General features: G+C 71.9%; 17 protein-coding genes. 8 read left to right on the top strand and 9 right to left on the bottom strand.

Annotated elements, in window-relative coordinates; all coding sequences use genetic code 11:
• Positions 1 to 2: 2 nt before the first annotated feature.
• From tpiA to pgi, 5 genes are all read left to right on the top strand, one after another.
• On the top strand, positions 3 to 776 hold the full coding sequence (tpiA, locus tag SXIM_RS27945; protein ID WP_030733991.1) for a triose-phosphate isomerase: 774 nt from the start codon (positions 3 to 5) through the stop codon (positions 774 to 776).
• A gap of 132 nt (positions 777 to 908) precedes the next feature.
• Positions 909 to 1,133: a preprotein translocase subunit SecG gene (gene secG, locus SXIM_RS04420; RefSeq protein ID WP_375878650.1), complete on the top strand. Its 225-nt coding sequence runs from the start codon at positions 909 to 911 to the stop codon at positions 1,131 to 1,133.
• 130 nt (positions 1,134 to 1,263) lie between these two features.
• A complete protein-coding gene (locus SXIM_RS04415) occupies positions 1,264 to 1,599 on the top strand; it encodes an RNA polymerase-binding protein RbpA (RefSeq protein ID WP_019433819.1) in 336 nt (111 codons plus the stop codon).
• A 132-nt stretch (positions 1,600 to 1,731) separates the two neighbouring features.
• The gene (locus tag SXIM_RS04410) at positions 1,732 to 2,238 is read left to right on the top strand and encodes a hypothetical protein (RefSeq protein WP_148236065.1); all 507 of its coding nucleotides are present in this window, start codon (positions 1,732 to 1,734) and stop codon (positions 2,236 to 2,238) included.
• Between the two features lie 101 nt (positions 2,239 to 2,339).
• Positions 2,340 to 3,968 carry a glucose-6-phosphate isomerase gene (gene pgi, locus SXIM_RS04405; protein WP_425473480.1) on the top strand — a complete coding sequence of 543 codons (1,629 nt, stop codon included), beginning with the start codon at positions 2,340 to 2,342 and terminating at the stop codon, positions 3,966 to 3,968.
• Positions 3,969 to 4,004: 36 nt separating this feature from the next.
• Here pgi and pgl read toward each other — a convergent pair whose 3' ends face one another.
• The 5 genes from pgl to tkt are packed head-to-tail and all read right to left on the bottom strand — an operon-like array spanning position 4,005 to position 10,517.
• Positions 4,005 to 4,790, bottom strand: a complete 786-nt coding sequence (gene pgl / locus SXIM_RS04400; RefSeq protein ID WP_078846832.1) for a 6-phosphogluconolactonase — start codon at positions 4,788 to 4,790, stop codon at positions 4,005 to 4,007.
• A complete protein-coding gene (opcA, locus tag SXIM_RS04395; RefSeq protein WP_030733976.1) occupies positions 4,787 to 5,716 on the bottom strand; it encodes a glucose-6-phosphate dehydrogenase assembly protein OpcA in 930 nt (309 codons plus the stop codon). The genes pgl and opcA overlap by 4 nt, the downstream gene beginning before the upstream one ends.
• Positions 5,713 to 7,281 (bottom strand): glucose-6-phosphate dehydrogenase, encoded by a 1,569-nt coding sequence (zwf, locus tag SXIM_RS04390; protein ID WP_234306902.1) that lies wholly within the window; start codon positions 7,279 to 7,281, stop codon positions 5,713 to 5,715. Before zwf ends, opcA begins: the two co-directional genes overlap by 4 nt.
• Before the next feature lie 6 nt (positions 7,282 to 7,287).
• Positions 7,288 to 8,403 (bottom strand): transaldolase, encoded by a 1,116-nt coding sequence (gene tal, locus SXIM_RS04385; protein ID WP_030733970.1) that lies wholly within the window; start codon positions 8,401 to 8,403, stop codon positions 7,288 to 7,290.
• Positions 8,404 to 8,438: 35 nt separating this feature from the next.
• Positions 8,439 to 10,517 carry a transketolase gene (gene tkt, locus SXIM_RS04380; RefSeq protein ID WP_030733967.1) on the bottom strand — a complete coding sequence of 693 codons (2,079 nt, stop codon included), beginning with the start codon at positions 10,515 to 10,517 and terminating at the stop codon, positions 8,439 to 8,441.
• 374 nt (positions 10,518 to 10,891) lie between these two features.
• Here tkt and SXIM_RS04375 point away from each other — a divergent pair, with 374 nt between their 5' ends.
• The 3 genes from SXIM_RS04375 to SXIM_RS04365 all read left to right on the top strand — a co-directional run bounded on the left by SXIM_RS04375 (position 10,892) and on the right by SXIM_RS04365 (position 13,413).
• The gene (locus tag SXIM_RS04375; RefSeq protein ID WP_030733963.1) at positions 10,892 to 11,833 is read left to right on the top strand and encodes a heme o synthase; all 942 of its coding nucleotides are present in this window, start codon (positions 10,892 to 10,894) and stop codon (positions 11,831 to 11,833) included.
• A gap of 153 nt (positions 11,834 to 11,986) precedes the next feature.
• A complete protein-coding gene (locus SXIM_RS04370) occupies positions 11,987 to 12,304 on the top strand; it encodes a hypothetical protein (RefSeq protein ID WP_030733960.1) in 318 nt (105 codons plus the stop codon).
• Positions 12,305 to 12,330: 26 nt separating this feature from the next.
• The gene (locus SXIM_RS04365; protein WP_030733959.1) at positions 12,331 to 13,413 is read left to right on the top strand and encodes a hypothetical protein; all 1,083 of its coding nucleotides are present in this window, start codon (positions 12,331 to 12,333) and stop codon (positions 13,411 to 13,413) included.
• Here the strand turns inward: SXIM_RS04365 and SXIM_RS04360 are convergent.
• The 4 genes from SXIM_RS04360 to SXIM_RS04345 form a co-directional block, all read right to left on the bottom strand.
• Positions 13,401 to 14,390, bottom strand: coding sequence for a COX15/CtaA family protein (locus tag SXIM_RS04360; protein ID WP_046725424.1), 990 nt, complete (start codon positions 14,388 to 14,390; stop codon positions 13,401 to 13,403). The genes SXIM_RS04365 and SXIM_RS04360 overlap by 13 nt on opposite strands.
• Before the next feature lie 68 nt (positions 14,391 to 14,458).
• Positions 14,459 to 15,241 carry an ABC transporter permease gene (locus SXIM_RS04355; protein WP_030733955.1) on the bottom strand — a complete coding sequence of 261 codons (783 nt, stop codon included), beginning with the start codon at positions 15,239 to 15,241 and terminating at the stop codon, positions 14,459 to 14,461.
• Positions 15,238 to 16,179, bottom strand: coding sequence for an ABC transporter ATP-binding protein (locus SXIM_RS04350; protein ID WP_046725423.1), 942 nt, complete (start codon positions 16,177 to 16,179; stop codon positions 15,238 to 15,240). The genes SXIM_RS04355 and SXIM_RS04350 overlap by 4 nt, the downstream gene beginning before the upstream one ends.
• 85 nt (positions 16,180 to 16,264) lie before the next feature.
• Positions 16,265 to 17,572, bottom strand: a complete 1,308-nt coding sequence (locus tag SXIM_RS04345) for a Gfo/Idh/MocA family protein (protein WP_030733951.1) — start codon at positions 17,570 to 17,572, stop codon at positions 16,265 to 16,267.
• Positions 17,573 to 17,619 lie beyond the last annotated feature (47 nt).

The raw sequence follows: 17,619 nt of genomic DNA, 5'->3' as shown, positions 1-17,619 counted from the left end.
CCATGGCACGTACCCCGTTGATGGCGGGCAACTGGAAGATGAACCTCAACCACCTCGAGGCCATCGCCCAGGTCCAGAAGCTGGCCTTCGGCCTGTCGGACAAGGACTTCGCCGCGGTGGAGGTGGCCGTGCTGCCGCCGTTCACCGATCTGCGCTCGGTACAGACGCTGGTCGACGGCGACAAGCTGAAGATCAAGTACGGCGCCCAGGACGTCTCGGCGCACGACTCCGGCGCGTACACCGGGGAGATCTCCGGCGCGATGCTCGCCAAGCTGAACTGCACGTACGTGGTGATCGGCCACTCCGAGCGCCGGCAGTACCACGGCGAGGACGACGCCACCTGCAACGCCAAGGTCAAGGCCGCCTACCGGCACGGCCTCACCCCGATCCTGTGCGTGGGGGAGGGCCTGGAGGTCCGCAAGGCCGGCGGCCAGGTCGCCCACACGCTGGCCCAGCTGGACGGCGCGCTCAAGGACATCCCCGCGGAGCAGGCGGCGAGCGTGGTGATCGCCTACGAGCCGGTGTGGGCCATCGGCACCGGCGAAGTGGCCACCCCCGACGACGCCCAGGAGGTGTGCGGGGCGATCCGTGCCCGGCTGGCCGAGCTGTACGACGCCGACCTGGCGGACGGGGTCCGCATCCAGTACGGCGGCTCGGTGAAGTCCGGCAACGTGGCCGCGATCATGGCGCAGCCCGATGTGGACGGCGCCCTGGTGGGCGGTGCGGCGCTGGACTCCGACGAGTTCACCAAGATCGTGCGGTTCCGCGATCAGTAACGGTTCGGCCGTGCACTAGCGATACCCTGTCCGGGGGCCGGACCGGTGACGTCCCACGTCTCCACCCGGCCCCCGATGCCCTGTACATTGTGTGTGTCCATCCGTCCGAGAGAGTTGGTCCCAGTCGTGGAATTGGCGCTCCAGATCGCCCTGATCGTCTTCAGCTTCCTCTTGGGGCTGCTTGTGCTCATGCACAAGGGAAAGGGCGGCGGCCTCTCCGACATGTTCGGTGGCGGCATGCAGTCCTCGGTGGGCGGTTCGTCGGTCGCCGAACGCAACCTTGACCGGATCACCGTGATCGTCGGGCTCGCTTGGTTTGTGATCATCGTGCTGCTCGGTCTGCAGATGAAGTCCTGAACCACCGCACGTCCCCGCGCGAGCGGGGACGGTCCGCGATCCCTCGTAACTCGGGCACTGGACGTGCGTTGAGCCTTGCATAGACTGAGGCGACTTCTTAGCACGTGTAGTGAGGCAGGGAGTTACGACAGTGGCAGGTGGCAACGCGATCCGGGGCAGCCGGGTCGGCGCGGGGCCCATGGGCGAGGCAGAGCGGGGCGAATCCGCGCCGCGGCTGCGGGTCTCCTTCTGGTGCGCCAACGGACACGAGACACAGCCGAGCTTCGCCAGCGACGCCCAGATCCCGGACACCTGGGACTGCCAGCGCTGCGGCTTCCCGGCCGGCCCGGAACGCGAGGCCCCGCCGGCCCCGCCGCGTACGGAGCCGTACAAGACCCACCTGGCCTACGTCCGCGAACGCCGCAGCGCGGCGGACGGCGAGGCCATCCTGGCGGAGGCCCTGGCGAAACTGCGCGGCGAGATCTGACGCCGTCCGCCGATTCCGCTGTGAGCGTACGGTGGGTCACCGACGCCTCACGGCATGGACTCATGCGGTGATCATCTTTTACGATCTTGAGCCATGTGGTCGCGGCGTGTGACGTATGGGGCGCGTGGGGGCATGATCGCCCGCTCGTTAGGGGTGTTTCTGCTGGGCGCGGCGATGTCGCTCGGCCTGCTCGCCGTCCCGGCGGGTGCGGGGGAGCGCCCGCAGGCCCCGGAGGTCCGCGTCTACCACGGGAAGATCACCATCCCGCAGAATCCCGTGGCGGCCCATGAGCCGGCGGAGAACCCCGCGGCGTACGCGGTGACGGCCGGAAACGAGAACGGGCGGATCGTTGTCCGGGGGCGGGTCACCCTCGGCGCTCCGCGTGACCCGCGTGACGGAGCGGCTCATGAGGCCGCCGCCGATGTCACCTTCCCCCGGGAGCACTTCAGCGGCGATCCCGCTGAGGTGCCGCTCTCCGGTATCGCCCCGGCCGCCGATCGGAACGGCCCCTTCCCGGACCTCTCCTGCGCTGTGCCCGGCCTCCCCGCCGAGGGCGGCGGGTTCCCTCTCCACGCGGCGCGCGAGGCCGTCCAGTGGCCGCCTGTGCTGCCGATTCCCGCGAACTCCGGCTTCACATGAAGGGGCGAGCACACGGACGGGTGCCGCCTCGCGTGGTGCGGGGATCGACTAGCTTGTGAGGAGTGACGAAGAACAACAACGCCGGCGAGCGTCGTGGCAGGGTGGACCGTACGGGTGAGTGGCAGGCGCTCGGGGAGCATCGGGAGGCGCTGGGAGAGGTCTCGCTCCGGGAGCTGTTCGCCAAGGACCCGGAGCGGGCCGAGCGGCTCGCTCTGCCCGTCGGGGATCTCCATGTGGACTTCTCCAAGCAGCTGGTGACCGATGAGACCCTGCGGCTGCTGCGCGAACTGGCCGCCGCCCGGGGGGTCGCCGAGCTGCGGGACGCCATGTTCCGGGGCGAGCGCATCAACACCACCGAGGACCGGGCCGTGTTGCACACCGCGCTGCGCGCGCCCCGGGACGCGGTGATCGAGGTCGACGGCGAGAACGTGGTACCGGCCGTGCACGCCGTCCTCGACAAGATGGCCGGCTTCGCGGACCGGGTGCGCTCGGGCGAGTGGAAGGGGCACACCGGGGAGCGGATCACCACCGTCGTCAACATCGGCATCGGCGGCTCCGATCTGGGGCCCGCGATGGCGTACGAGGCGCTGCGGCCGTTCACCGCGCGGGACATCGCCTTCCGGTTCGTCTCCAACGTCGACGGTGCCGATCTGCACGAGGCGGTGCGGGATCTCGATCCGGCGCGGACCCTGTTCATCGTCGCCTCGAAGACCTTCACGACCATCGAGACGATCACCAACGCCACCTCGGCGCGCGGGTGGCTGCTCGACGGGCTGGGCGGCGACGTCGGCGCGGTCGCCAAGCACTTCGTCGCCGTGTCGACCAACGCCGGCAAGGTCGCGGAGTTCGGCATCGACACCGACAACATGTTCGAGTTCTGGGACTGGGTCGGCGGCCGGTACTCCTACGACTCGGCCATCGGCCTGTCCCTGATGATCGCGATCGGCCCCGAGCGGTTCCGCGAGATGCTCGGCGGGTTCCACCTGGTCGACGAGCACTTCCGCACGGCGCCGGCGGAGCAGAACGTACCGCTGCTGCTGGGGCTGCTGGGGGTCTGGTACGGGGCGTTCCACGACGCGCAGTCCCATGCCGTGCTGCCGTACAGCCACTACCTGTCGAAGTTCACCGCCTACCTCCAGCAGCTGGACATGGAGTCCAACGGCAAGCGGGTGGACCGTCAGGGCGAGCCGGTGAGCTGGCAGACCGGGCCCGTGGTGTGGGGCACGCCGGGCACCAACGGCCAGCACGCCTACTTCCAGCTGCTGCACCAGGGAACGAAGCTGATCCCGGCCGATCTGCTCGGGTTCGCCCGGCCGGTGGCCGAGCTGGCGCCCGATCTCGCCGCCCAGCACGACCTGCTGATGGCCAATCTCTTCGCGCAGGGTCAGGCGCTGGCCTTCGGCAAGACCGCCGAGGAGGTGCGGGAGGAAGGTGTCGCCGAGGAACTGGTGCCGCACCGGACGTTCCCGGGGAACCGGCCCACCACGACGATCCTGGCCACCGAGCTGTCCCCGTCCGTCCTGGGACAGCTGATCGCTCTGTACGAGCACAAGGTGTTCGTCCAGGGCGCCATCTGGGACATCGACTCCTTCGACCAGTGGGGAGTCGAGCTGGGCAAGGTCCTGGCCAAGCGCGTGGAGCCCGCCCTCACCGAGGGGGCCGAGGTGCCGGGACTCGACGCCTCGACCGGGGCCCTCGTCAGCAGGTACCGGGAGCTGCGTGGGCGCTGAGCCCCCGCCCCCCGGCGCCCCCCGGCGGCGGCCTGGTCAGGCCGTCGCCGGCGGGTACAGCTGGGGTGGCAGCGCCGAGGCCGCCGCGCGGTCCAGGAGCCACAGGGTGCGGCTGTGCCCGTACGCGCCCGCCGCCGGTGCCTGCAGCTCGCCCGGTCCCGACAGCGCGATCCGCGCGGCCTCCGCCTTGTCCTCGCCCGCCGCCAGCAGCCACACCTCACGTGCGGTGCGGATCGCCGGCAGGGTGAGGGAGATCCGGGTGGGCGGCGGCTTGGGAGCACCGTGCACCGCCACCACCGGACGTTCCCTCTCGTGCAGCGCCGGATGCTCGGGGAACAGCGACGCCACATGGGTGTCGGGGCCCACCCCCAGCAGCAGCACGTCGAAGCGCGGCACCGTGTCGTGGTTCAGCACGTCGCGCGCCGTGGCCAGCTCCGCCGCGTAGCCCTCGGCCGCCGCCTCCGCGTCATTGCCCCACGGGCCGTCGGAGGCCGGCATCGGATGGACCCGGGCCGGGTCCACCGGCACCTGGTCCAGCAGCGCCGCACGCGCCTGCACCTCGTTGCGGTCCGGATCCCCTGCGGGCAGGAAGCGCTCGTCCCCCCACCACAGATCCAGCCGCGCCCAGTCCACCGCGTCCCGCGCGGGGGACGCGGCCAGCGCCGCCAGCAGCCCGTTGCCGTTGCGGCCACCGGTCAGTACCACCGACGCCGAGCCGCGCGCCGCCTGGGCGTCCACGATCTTCGTGATCAGCCGGGCGGCGGCGGCCTGCGCCATCAGTTCCTTGTCGCGGTGGACGACCACCTGCGGGGTACCCGTCACTGCCGCGCTCCCGCCGTCGCGCCGAACCGCAGCGCGTCCGCGTACGCCTCGTCCGGGTCCAGACGCCGCAGTTCCTCCGCGATCAGCTCCGCCACGGTGCGCCGGTGCAGCGCCACACTGCGGTCGGGCTGCCCCGGCACCGCCAGCTTCGCCAGCGAACCGGTGGGCCGGTCCAGGCAGATCGTGCCGTCCTCGGTGAGCAGCCGCACCGCCGTGATCCCGGGGCCGGGTGTGACCACCCGCTCCACCGGGACGCCGAGCCGCTGCGCCAGCCACAGCGCCAGCAGCTCGGTGGAGGGGCTGTTGCTCTCGCCCTCGACCACGGCCGAGCTGATCGTGCCGTGCTTCTGGTCGAGCGCCGCCGCCAGCACACTGCGCCACGGAGTGATCCGGGTCCACGCCAGATCGGTGTCGCCCGGCGAGTAGACCTCCGCCCGTGCCGCGAGCGCCGCCACCGGGTCCTCCGTCGCGGCCGCGTCCATGATGCGGCGCTGCGCCAGCGTCCCCAGCAGATCGCGCTCCGGGTGGGCCGGGGCGTCCTGCGGCCACCACACCACCACCGGGGCGTCCGGCAGCAGCAGCGGCAGCACCACGCTGTAGGCGTGCGCCGACAGTTCGCCGTGCAGCCGCAGCAGTACGGTCTCCCCGCTGCCGGTCTCCCCGCCCACCCGCACCTCGGCGTCCAGATGCGCGCCGGCCCGGTCCCGGGAGGAACGCCCGGGGCGCCGGATGACGACCAGGATGCGCGACGGGTGCTCCGTCGACGCGTCGCTGGCCGCCTTCAGGGCGTCGTAGTGGTTGCCCTCGTCGGTGACGATGACAAGGGTCAGCACTATGCCCACCGCCGGGGTTCCCGTCGCGCGCCGCGCCCGGACCAGGGCGGCGTTGATCTGACTGACTGTGGTGTCCGTGAGGTCGATCTTCATGGGCGCCGCCAGCTCCGTCCGTCGAGCGCGAGCATGTCGTCCGCCGCCTGCGGGCCCCAGGTACCCGCCGGGTACGGCTCGGGGCGGCCGTGAGCGGCCCAGAACTCCTCGACCGGGTCGAGGATCTCCCAGGAGCGTTCCACCTCCTGGTGCCGCGGGAACAGGTTGGCGTCCCCGAGCAGCACGTCCAGGATGAGCCGCTCGTACGCCTCGGGGCTGGACTCCGTGAACGACTCCCCGTACGCGAAGTCCATCGTCACGTCCCGGATCTCCATCTGGGTGCCGGGCACCTTGGAGCCGAACCTGATGGTGACGCCCTCGTCCGGCTGCACCCGGATCACCAGCGCGTTGTTGCGCAGTTCCTGGGTGTCGGTGGCGTCGAAGGGGGAGTACGGGGCGCGCTGGAAGACCACCGCGATCTCGGTGACCCGGCGGCCCAGACGCTTGCCGGTGCGCAGATAGAACGGCACCCCGGCCCAGCGCCGGTTGTCGATCTCCAGCTTGATCGCGGCGTAGGTGTCGGTCACCGACTTGGGGTCGATGCCGTCCTCCTCCAGATAGCCGGCCACCTTCTGGCCGCCCTGCCAGCCGCCGGTGTACTGCCCGCGCACCGTGTGCCGGCCCAGGTCCTGCGGCAGCCGTACGGCGCTGAGCACCTTCAGCTTCTCGGCGACCAGGGACTCGGCGTCGAAGCCCGAGGGCTCCTCCATCGCGGTGAGCGCCAGCAGCTGGAGCAGGTGGTTCTGGATGACGTCACGGGCCGAGCCGATGCCGTCGTAGTAGCCCGCCCGGCCGCCGATGCCGATGTCCTCGGCCATGGTGATCTGCACGTGATCGACGTACGACCGGTTCCACAGCGGCTCGAACAGGGTGTTGGCGAACCGCAGCGCCATGATGTTCTGGACGGTTTCCTTGCCCAGGTAGTGGTCGATGCGGAAGACCTCGTGCGGCGCGAACACGTCGTGCACGACCGCGTTCAGCTCCTGCGCGGAGGCCAGATCGTGCCCGAACGGCTTCTCGATCACCGCCCGCCGCCAGCTGTCGCCCTGCCCCTCGGACAGGCCGTGCTTCTTGAGCTGACGCACCACCGTGGGGAAGAACTTCGGCGGTACGGAGAGGTAGAAGGCGAAGTTGCCGCCGGTGCCCCGCTCCTTGTCCAGCTCCTCGATCGTCGTGCGCAGCGTGTCGAACGCCACGTCGTCGTCGAAGGTGCCCGGCACGAAGCGCATGCCCTCGGCCAGCTGCTCCCACACCTCCTCACGGAAGGGGGTGCGGGCGTGCTCCATCACGGAGTCGTGGACGACCTGGGCGAAGTCCTCGTGCGCCCAGTCCCGGCGGGCGAACCCGACCAGGGAGAAGCCCGGGGGCAGCAGCCCCCGGTTGGCGAGGTCGTACACCGCCGGCATGAGCTTCTTGCGGGAAAGGTCGCCGGTGACCCCGAAGATCACCAGGCCCGACGGCCCCGCGATACGCGGGAGCCGCCGGTCCTGCGGGGTGCGCAGCGGGTTGGCACGGACGCCGGGGATCTGCCCGGCGCCCGGCGCGTTCGCAGCTGAGCCGCTCACCGTCGCTCAGTCCTCCCCGCCGGCGAGCCGCTCGAGTTCGGCCTGGGTGGAGTCGAGCAGCGCGGTCCACGCCGACTCGAACTTCTCCACGCCCTCCTCCTCCAGCACCCGTACGACGTCGTCGTACGAGATGCCGGCGGCGGCGAGCGCGTCCAGGTCGGCGCGGGCCTGCTCGTAGGTGCCGGCGATGGTGTTGCCGGTGATCTGCCCGTGGTCCTCGGTGGCCTTGAGGGTGGCCTCCGGCATGGTGTTCACGGTGCCGGGGGCGACCAGCTCGGTCACGTACAGGGTGTCCGGGTAGGACGGGTCCTTCACACCGGTGGACGCCCACAGCGGACGCTGCTCGTTGGCGCCGGCCTTGGCCAGGGCGGCCCAGCGGTCGGAGGCGGTGACCTCCTCGAACGCCTGGTAGGCGAGGCGCGCGTTGGCCACCGCGGCCTTGCCGCGCAGCTGCTCCGCCTCCCCGCCCAGCTCCGCCAGCCGCTTGTCGATCTCGGTGTCGACCCGGGAGACGAAGAAGGACGCCACGGAGTGGATCGTCGACAGGTCAAGGCCCTTGGCCTTCGCCTGCTCCAGACCGGTCAGGTAGGCGTCCATCACCTCGCGGTAGCGCTCCAGGGAGAAGATCAGCGTGACGTTGACGCTGATGCCCAGGGCGATCGTCTCGGTGATGGCGGGCAGCCCGGCCCGGGTGGCCGGGATCTTGATGAGCGTGTTGGGCCGCTCCACCAGCCACGCCAGCTGCTTGGCCTCGGCGACGGTCGCCTCGGTGTGGTGCGCCAGACGGGGGTCCACCTCGATGGACACCCGGCCGTCGCGCCCGTCGGTCGCGTCGTACACCGGCCGCAGCACGTCGGCGGCGTCGCGCACGTCGGCGGTGGTGATCATGCGGACGGCCTCTTCGACCGTGACCTTGCGGGTGGCGAGGTCGGCGAGCTGGCTCTCGTAGCCGTCGCCCTGGGAGATCGCCTTCTGGAAGATCGCCGGATTGGTGGTCACCCCGACGACGTGCTGCTGGTCGAGCAGTTCGCCGAGGTCGCCGGACGTGATGCGCTTGCGCGACAGGTCGTCCAGCCAGATCGCGACACCCTCCTCGGAGAGTCGCTTGAGTGCGTCGGTCATGAGAATCGCATCCCCTGCTTGCTTGTCTGTCTGTCTCAGCGCTCTGCGGCGGCCAGGGATTCCCGGGCCGCCTGGGCGACGGCCTCGGGGGTGATCCCGAACTCCCGGTAGAGCGTCTGGTAGTCGGCGGACGCACCGAAGTGCTCCAGCGAAACGATCCGCCCGGCGGTGCCCACGTAGCGGTACCAGGTGAGGCCGACCCCGGCCTCCACGGCGACCCGGGCCGCCACGACCGGCAGCAGCACATGGTCGCGGTAGGACTGATCCTGCTCCTCGAACCACTCCACGCACGGCATCGACACCACCCGGGTGGGGATGCCCTCGGCCTGGAGCACCTCGCGGGCGGCGACCGCCAGCTGGAGCTCGGAGCCGGTGCCGATGAGGATGAGGCGCGGAGTGCCGCCCTCGGCCTCGGTGTGGATGTAACCGCCGCGCACGGTGTCCTCGTTCGGCGCGTAGGTGGGCACGTTCTGCCGGGTGAGGGCGAGGCCGTGCGGGGCCGGGTGGGTGGCGTACCGCTCCAGGATCTCGCGCCACACCAGCACGGTCTCGTTCGCGTCGGCCGGGCGCACGATGTTCAGGCCCGGGATGGCGCGCAGCGCGGACAGGTGCTCCACCGGCTGGTGGGTCGGGCCGTCCTCGCCGAGACCGATCGAGTCGTGCGTCCACACGTAGGTGACGGGCGCCTGCATCAGGGCGGCCAGCCGGACGGCGGGGCGCATGTAGTCGGAGAACACCAGGAAGGTGCCGCCGTAGACGCGGGTGTTGCCGTGCAGGGCGATGCCGTTCATGGCGGAGCCCATGGCGTGCTCACGGATGCCGAAGTGCACGGTGCGGCCGTACGGGTCCGCCTCGGGCAGCGGGTTGCCGGCCGGGAGGAAGGACGAGCTCGCGTCGATGGTGGTGTTGTTGGAGCCGGCCAGGTCGGCGGAGCCGCCCCACAGCTCGGGGATGACCGGGCCCAGTTCGGTGAGCACCTTGCCGGAGGCCTTGCGGGTGGCGACGTCCTTGCCGGCCGGGAAGGACGGCAGGGCCTTCTCCCAGCCCTCGGGCAGCCGGGCGGCGCGGATGCGGTCGAACTCGGCGGCGCGCTCCGGGTTGGCCTCGCGCCAGGCGGCGAGCTCCTCGTCCCAGGCGGCGCGGGCCCGCTGGCCCCGTACGGTTGCCGCCCGGGTGTGGGCGATCACCTCGTCGGAGACCTCGAAGGTCTTGGTCGGGTCGAAGCCAAGCAGCTCCTTGGTGGCCGCGACCTCCTCGGCGCCGAGCGCCGAGCCGTGCGCGGCCTCGGTGTTCTGGGCGTTCGGGGCGGGCCAGGCGATGATCGAGCGCGCGGCCACGATGGAGGGCCGGTCGGTGACCGCCTGGGCGGCGAGCAGCGCCTCGTGCACGGCCTTGGGGTCCAGGTCGCCGTTCTCCAGCGGGGCGACCCGCTGGATGTGCCAGCCGTACGCCTCGAAGCGGGCCAGGGTGTCCTCGGAGATCGCCGTCTCGGTGTCACCCTCGATGGAGATGTGATTGTCGTCCCACAGCAGGACGAGGTTGCCGAGCTTCTGGTGGCCGGCCAGCGAGGCGGCCTCGGCCGAGACACCTTCCTGCAGGCAGCCGTCACCCGCGAACACCCAGATGGTGTGGTCGAAGGGGGAGGTGCCGGGGGCGGCGTCCGGGTCGAACAGACCGCGCTCGTAGCGGGCGGCCATCGCCATGCCCACGGCGTTCGCCACGCCCTGGCCCAGCGGCCCGGTGGTGGTCTCCACCCCCACGGTGTGCCCGTGCTCGGGGTGCCCAGGGGTGCGGCTGTCCCAGGTACGGAAGGACTTCAGGTCCTCCAGCTCCAGGCCGTACCCGGCCAGGTACAGCTGGATGTACAGCGTGAGGCTGGTGTGACCCACGGACAGCACGAATCGGTCCCGGCCGGTCCAGTCCGGCTCGGACGGGTCGTGCCGCAGCAGCTTCTGGAACAGCACATAGGCGGCGGGCGCCAGGGACATCGCCGTGCCGGGGTGGCCGTTCCCGACCTTCTGTACGGCGTCCATGGCCAGAACACGAACGGTGTCGACGGCCCGCTGGTCCAGCTCGGTCCAGTCGAGGGCTGAGGTGGTCGGCTTGGTGCTCACCCTGCGTCAGGGCTCCTCTCCGCGGTCGGGTAGGTCCGGTGATGCGTTCTCCCACCGGAAGCGGCGCGAGGCTCACCGGGCGGTGCCGAGCCTACCTCTGGCGGGCGTCGCCCCTGTGGCCGCGTTCATCCAGTGGGCGGGCCGCGCCCGGCGACGGTGCCGGCCGTGACGGCGATGACGCGCACCACCATTCCAGGGCGTACCGCGCCGTCGCGGGCGGCGCGCCCGCGCGGGGGCCACCCCGAAGACAAGGTGGGTATCTCGGGCGTCTAGAGTGACGGTGTTCATGTGAGGGGCGTCCGTGAGCGGCCCGTGGCGGAGAACCGTCGCGTCGCCGGAGCCCCGACGCTGATCTCGCAGAATCAGGGGTGTCCGTGACGGCCGTCGATTCCCGTCCGGTGGCAGAGCGCGGTACCGGCTCCGGCCAGTGGACGCGTGGAGCCCGGATCAGGGCGTTCATCGCGCTGACCAAGCCCCGCATCATCGAGACCTTGCTCATCACCACCATCCCGGTGATGTTCCTCGCTCAGCAAGGGGTTCCCGACCTCTGGTTGGTGATCGTTACCGTTACGGCGGGTTATCTGTCGGCGGGCGGCGCCAACGCGCTGAACATGTACTACGACCGCGACATCGACGCGCTCATGCACCGCACGTCGAACCGGCCGCTGGTCACCGGGATCGTCAGCCCGGCGGAATGCCTGGTCTTCGGCATCTCGCTCGCGGTGGTCTCCACCGCGATGTTCGGCCTGCTGGTCAACTGGCTGTCGGCGGCGCTGGCGCTGGGCGCGCTGCTGTTCTACGTCCTCGTCTACACCATGTGGCTCAAGCGCCGTACCGCGCAGAACATCGTGTGGGGCGGCATCGCCGGCTGTCTGCCGGTGGTCATCGGCTGGTCCTCGGTGACCAACTCGCTGTCCTGGGCCGCGGTGATCCTCTTCCTGGTCATCTTCTTCTGGACCCCGCCGCACTACTGGCCGCTGTCCATGAAGGTCCGCGAGGACTACGCGCGGGCCGGGGTGCCCATGCTGCCCGTGGTCGCGAGCAACAAGGTGGTGGCCCGGCAGATCGTCGTCTACAGCTGGGTGATGGTCGGGGTCTCGCTGCTGCTGTGGCCGCTGGGGTACGTCGGGTGGTTCTACCCGGCCGTCGCGGTGGCCGCCGGCGTGTGGTGGCTGTGGGAGGCGCACACGCTCCAGGCGCGCGCCCGGGCCGGGATGACCGGCTCCCGGCTCAAGGAGATGCGGCTGTTCCACTGGTCCATCACCTACGTCTCCCTGATCTTCATCGCGGTGGCCGTCGACCCGTTCCTGCGCTGAGGCCGGGCGCGCCCGGAAGAAGGGGCGAGCGGGCCCTTCCTCCGGGGCATCGGGTGCAATCCCCGGAGGAACGGACGAACGGTCCACGGGCGCTCCCGGCCGCCGGCCGGGGGGTGTTCCCCCACCCGATTACCGCGCCGTAACATGCCGGGCATGACAACCCGCACCGACCGGGCAGGCAAGCGGCTCACCCGGCAGATCACCGCCTTCGCCCGCTCCCACGGCGGCTCCGCCGAGGCCACCGTGAGCCACGTCGGCGCACGCGGTGCCCGTATCGTCCTCGTGGCCGCCGACGGCGACTGGGGAGATCTGATGGCACTGGACGGCGACACCGCCCGGCAGGCCCTCGAAGCAGCGGGAATCACCCCCCGGGACGGTTTCGACGCCCCGCTCGCCGCGAAGGTACGCACCGGGCCCTACGAATGGACCCGCATGGCGGGCCTCCAGATCGGCGGACCCCGCAATACCTGAAAGCGGTTTCGGGCGTTAGGCGGAATATGCACACCTCGCCCCTGGTGGATCAGCACGGTCACGGCGTGCTCCACGGGGAACTGGGCCTCGGCACCTTCGAGCGGCAACTCGCCGCCGCGCTCGGCGGACCCGCCGGCACCGGGAGTTCCTACGACACCACCACGGGCCTCGCGCTGCGCCGCTGGTGCCCCCCGCTGCTCGGGCTGCCCCCGCACACCACGGCCGTGCGCTACCTGGCCCGGCGGCGAGAACTCGGGGCGTACGCGGCCACCCGGGCCCTGCTGCGCGGCAGCGGCATCCACACCTACCTCGTGGACCCCTCGATACCCGGCGAGGGAGAGGGAACCGGGGACGGGGAGAGCGACGCGGTGACGGATGTCCGCGAACTCGCCGCCGCCGCCGGCTCCCGGGCCCACGAACTGGTCGCCCTCACCGCGCTCGCCGCCCGGGTCGCCGACCGCGGCGGGGGAGTGCGCACCTTTCCGCAGGACATCGCCCAGGCCCTGCACTCCGCCGCCCGGTGCGCCGTCGCCTTCGTGTGCGACGCGGCGACCCTGCGGGACGGCGCACCGCCGGAACCCGCCGAGGTACGCCGCGCGGCCGGCCGCTGGCTCGCCTGCGGCCGGCGCCGTACCGAGCCCGCCCTCACCGGGCACCTGCTGTGGGCCGCGTTCGCCTGCGGGCTCCCCGTACAACTGCGCTGCGCCGACCCCCGGCCGCTGATCCCGCTGCTGCGCGCGACCGCCGGCCGGGCCGTCATCGTGCTGCTGCCGCGCCGCCCGCACCACGAGGCCGCGGCCCGGCTGGCCGCGGCCTTTCCGCATGTCTACGCCGATGTGGGTCCGGAACCGGCCGTCACCCTGGCACGGGCGCCGTTCGGCAAGCTGCTGTTCTCCACCGGGGCGCGCGGGCTGCCCGAACTCCACGTGGTGCGGGTGCGGCAGTACCAGCGGGCCATGACACGGCTGCTGGGGGAGTGGATCACCCAGGGGGAGTGCTCGCGGGCGGACGCCCGGCGGATCGCCGACCGCATCAGCGGCGGCACCGCCCGCGGCGTCTACCGGCTGGAGGAACGGGCCCCCGCGCAGCGCGTGCCTCAGACGGGCTGAGGTTCCCTCGCCGCCGGGTCACCCGCCGGGGGCTCCGCGCGGACCTCGGGGCCCGGCGCGAGCCCGCGCTCCCGGGTGGACAGCAGCAGCCGCAGCATCGCGATCCACACCAGCGTCGATCCGAACATGTGGATCCCGACCAGCCACTCCGGCTCGTCCAGCGCGTACTGCACATAACCGATCGCGCCCTGGGACAGGACGATCAGCAGCAGATCGCGGGAACGGGCGCGCGGCCCCGCCGGGGCGTCCACCAGACGCAGCACCAGCCACACGGCGAGCGCGCCGAGCGCCACCGACCAGGCGAGCATCGAGTGCACCCGGGTGACGGTCTCCCAGTCGAACGGCATCCGCTCGATGTCCCCGCTGTCCCCGGCGTGCTTGCCACTGCCCGTCACGGCGGTGCCGGCCACCAGCAGGACCCCGGTGAGCACGGTCAGGCCGAACACGGCACGGCGCACCGGCACACCCACCAGCGGGCGCGGCGGGTCGTCGCCCTCGCGGGCGCGCAGCCAGGTGAGGGTGGTGGTGGTCAGCAGCGCCATCGCGGCCAGGAAGTGGCCGGCGACGATCCACGGGTTCAGCTCGGTGAGCACGGTGATGCCGCCGATGACGGCGTTGCTCATGACCACCCAGAACTGGGCCCAGGCCATCCGGGTCAGCGGGTGGCGGCGCGGCTTGGCCGCGCGGGCCGCGATGATCGTCCAGCCGACGGCGGCGGAGACCACGTACGTCAGCATCCGGTTGCCGAACTCGATCAGCCCGTGCACCCCCATCTCGGAGGTGGTGGTGAGCGAGTCGTCGGTGCACTTGGGCCAGGTGTCGCAGCCGAGGCCGGAGCCGGTCAGCCGGACGGCGCCACCGGTGACGATGATGAGCACGCTCATCACCAGCGCGGTGAACGCGGCGCGGCGCACGGTCTCGGGACGCGGCGTCCAGCGCTCGGCAATGTACGCGAGGGGGTTTCGCACTGCTTTCAGCACCCGCTCATGGTAGGCCCCGAGCTTGTGCGCGTTTTCACGAGGGGGTGGGTTCGGCCCGTTCCCGGTCATTCCCAGCGGAAGAAGCGGGCGGCGGCGGTCAGCGAGACCACGGACCACGCGGCCAGGACGGCCGCCTGGCCCCAGGGCATGGCGGCGCCGTCCTGGAGGACGTCGCGCAGACCGGTGGACAGGGCGCTGACCGGCAGCAGTTCCAGGAGACCGCGCAGGGCGTCGGGGAAGTTCTCCAGCGGGACGACCACGCCACCGCCGAGCAGCAGCAGGATGAAGATCAGATTGGCCGCCGCGAGGGTGGCCTCGGCGCGCACGGTGCCCGCCAGCAGCAGGCCCAGACCGGAGAACGCGGCGGTGCCCAGCAGCATCAGCACGGCCGGGGCCAGCGGATTGCCGCGCGGGGACCAGCCCAGGGCCAGCGCCGTACCGGTGAGCAGAACCGTCTGGAGCGCGAGGGTGACCAGGACGGCGCAGGTCTTGCCGCACAGCAGGCCCCAGCGCGGCAGCGGGGAGGCGCCGAGCCGCTTGAGGACGCCGTAGCGGCGCTCGAAGCCGGTGGCGATCGCCTGGCCGGTGAAGGCGGTGGAGACCACGGCCAGGGCCAGGATGCCGGGGGCGAGGAAGTCCACGCGCTCGCCGTCGCCGGTGTCCACGATCCGCACCGCGCTGAACAGGACGAGCAGGAGGGTCGGGATGACCACGGTGAGCAGCAGCTGCTCGCCGTGGCGCAGCAGCATCCGCGTCTCCAGGGCGGCCTGGGCGGCGATCATCCGGGACAGCGGGGCGGGCGCGGGCCGCGGGGTGAGGGCGGTGCCGGTCGCCTCGGTGGCGGTCATGAACGCAGCTCCTTGCCCGTCAGTTCGAGGAAGACATCCTCCAGGGTGTGCCGGCGGGTGGTGATGCGGTCCGGCATGACGCCGTGCTGGGCGCACCACGCGGTGACGGTGGCCAGCAGCCGGGGGTCGATCTCGCCGGAGACGCGGTAGGAGCCGGGCACCGGCTCGCTGACGTCGCTGCCGGCCGGGAGCGCGGCCTTGAGGGAGGTGAGGTCGAGGGCGGGCGGACCGCCGAAGCGCAGGGTGTCGGCGGCACCGCCCTGGCACAGCGCGGCGGGGCTGCCGTGCGCGATGACCTTGCCGCCGTCGATGATGGCCACCTCGTCGGCCAGTTCCTCGGCCTCGTCCATGAAGTGGGTGGTGAGCACGGTGGTGACGCCGGCGGCGCGCAGCTCGCGGACCAGCTCCCAGGTGGCGTGGCGGCCCTGGGGGTCCAGGCCGGCGCTGGGCTCGTCCAGGAAGACCAGCTCGGGTCGGCCGACGACGGCCAGGGCGAGCGCGAGCCGCTGGCGCTGGCCGCCGGAGAGCCGGCGGTAGGGGGTACGGCCGCAGGAGGCGAGGCCGAGCCGCTCGGCGAGGGCGTCGACATCGAGGGGGTGCGCGTACAGGGTGGCCATGTGCCGCAGCATCTCCAGGGCGCGCACGCCGGGGTAGACGCCGTCGCTCTGGAGCATGACGCCGATCCGGGGCCGCAGGGCGGCGGCCTCCGCGGGGAGGTAGGGGTCGAGCCCGAGCACCCTGAGCGTGCCCGCGTCGGGCCGCCGATAGCCCTCGCAGGCCTCGATGGTGGTCGTCTTGCCCGCCCCGTTGGGCCCGAGGACGGCGGTGACGGTGCCCCGCCCGACGGTGAGATCGAGCCCGTCGACGGCGGTGACCTCCCCGTACCGCTTGACCAATCCCACGGCTTCGACGGCCGCCCCGGCCCCTGCGGTCTGCATGCGCACGAGTCTAGGACCTCGGCCGCCCGCCCCGGCCTCCCGGCCTCCCGGCCTCCCGGTCACCGGGAGGCCGGGGCCGCCGTCCTCAGGCTCGCGGCAGCAGCTTCGTTCCCTCGTCCGTGAGGTGGACCGGCGCCCCGGTGCGCACGGACTCGTTGGCGGCCACGCCCGTCAGGACGCTGCGGATGCCGTCGCGGTAGCCGGCCTGGCGGGCCAGCGGGTCGTTGTCGGGGCCGCGGAAGACGTCGTTCAGCAGCAGCCGGTCGCCGCCGCCGTGACCGCCCTCGCCCGAGGGGATCTCGATCTCCTCGGCCCGCTTCCAGTGCTCCTGGAGCGTGAGGCGCTCCGAGACGCCCTCGGCCTTCGACTTGCTGGCCGCCGAGGGGTCGACCGCGGCGTGCGGCGGGGTCCAGGAGCGCTCGACGACCTCCAGCTCCAGGCGTCCTCGGGTGCCGTTGAAGACGGCCCGGTAGCCCTCGTACGGGGAGTGGGCGTTCAGCGAGTACGTCAGGAGCGCGCGGTTGTCGTACCGCACCAGCACCGACATGTTGTCCTCGATCGTCACCCCGTCCGCGAACACGTCCTGGTCGCGGATGTAGCCGTCCTCGTGCTCGGCGTCCAGGTACAGCGCCTTGAGCTTCGGGTCGATCGAGATGTCCAGGATGAACGGGTCGGAGCCCAGGCCGGGCGAGCCCTGGCCGCGCTCGGGGCGCTCGCCCGCCTGCTCGGCGCCGGCCTCCTCGCTGCCGTAGAACCGCAGGTCCGCCTGGGAGAACACCAGCTCGGGGCTGGCCGCCAGCCACCAGTTGACCAGGTCGAAGTGGTGGGTGGACTTGTGCACCAGCAGCCCGCCGGACTCGTGCTTGCGCCGGTGCCAGCGGCGGAAGTAGTCGGCGCCGTGGATGGTGTCCAGCGCCCACTCGAAGTGGACCGAGGTGACATCGCCGATCCGGCCGTCCGCGATGACCTGCCGTACCGCCGAGTTGCGGGGCGAGTAGCGGTAGTTGAAGGTGACGACCAGTTGCCCGGGGTTGCGCTCCGCGGCGTCGGCGATCCGCGCGCAGCTCTCCGCGTCGATCGTCAGCGGCTTCTCCACCACGACGTCCCGGCCGGCGTCCAGCGCCGCGCACACGTAGTGGGCGTGGGTGGAGTCCATGGTGGTGACCACGACCACGTCGGCCTGCTCCAGCAGCGCGTCGAACGCGTCGGGGGTGTACGTCGGCACCGCCTCGCGCCCGGTGGCGGTGATGAGCTGGTTGTAGTAGTCCATGCGCGTGCGGTTGATGTCGCAGAGCGCGCTGATCTGTCCGGTGTCGCTCCAGTCGCCCAGCAGCGCGTCGACATACATCTGCGCCCGGTTGCCGAGTCCGACGAAGGCGTAGCGGCGGGTCATCCCTGGTTCTCCCTGTGTGGCGGTGGTACGGCCGACGGCCCGCGCAC

The organism is Streptomyces xiamenensis (assembly GCF_000993785.3).
Taxonomy (GTDB): Bacteria; Actinomycetota; Actinomycetes; order Streptomycetales; family Streptomycetaceae; genus Streptomyces; species Streptomyces xiamenensis.
This window is presented reverse-complemented; position numbering and strand designations above follow the sequence as displayed.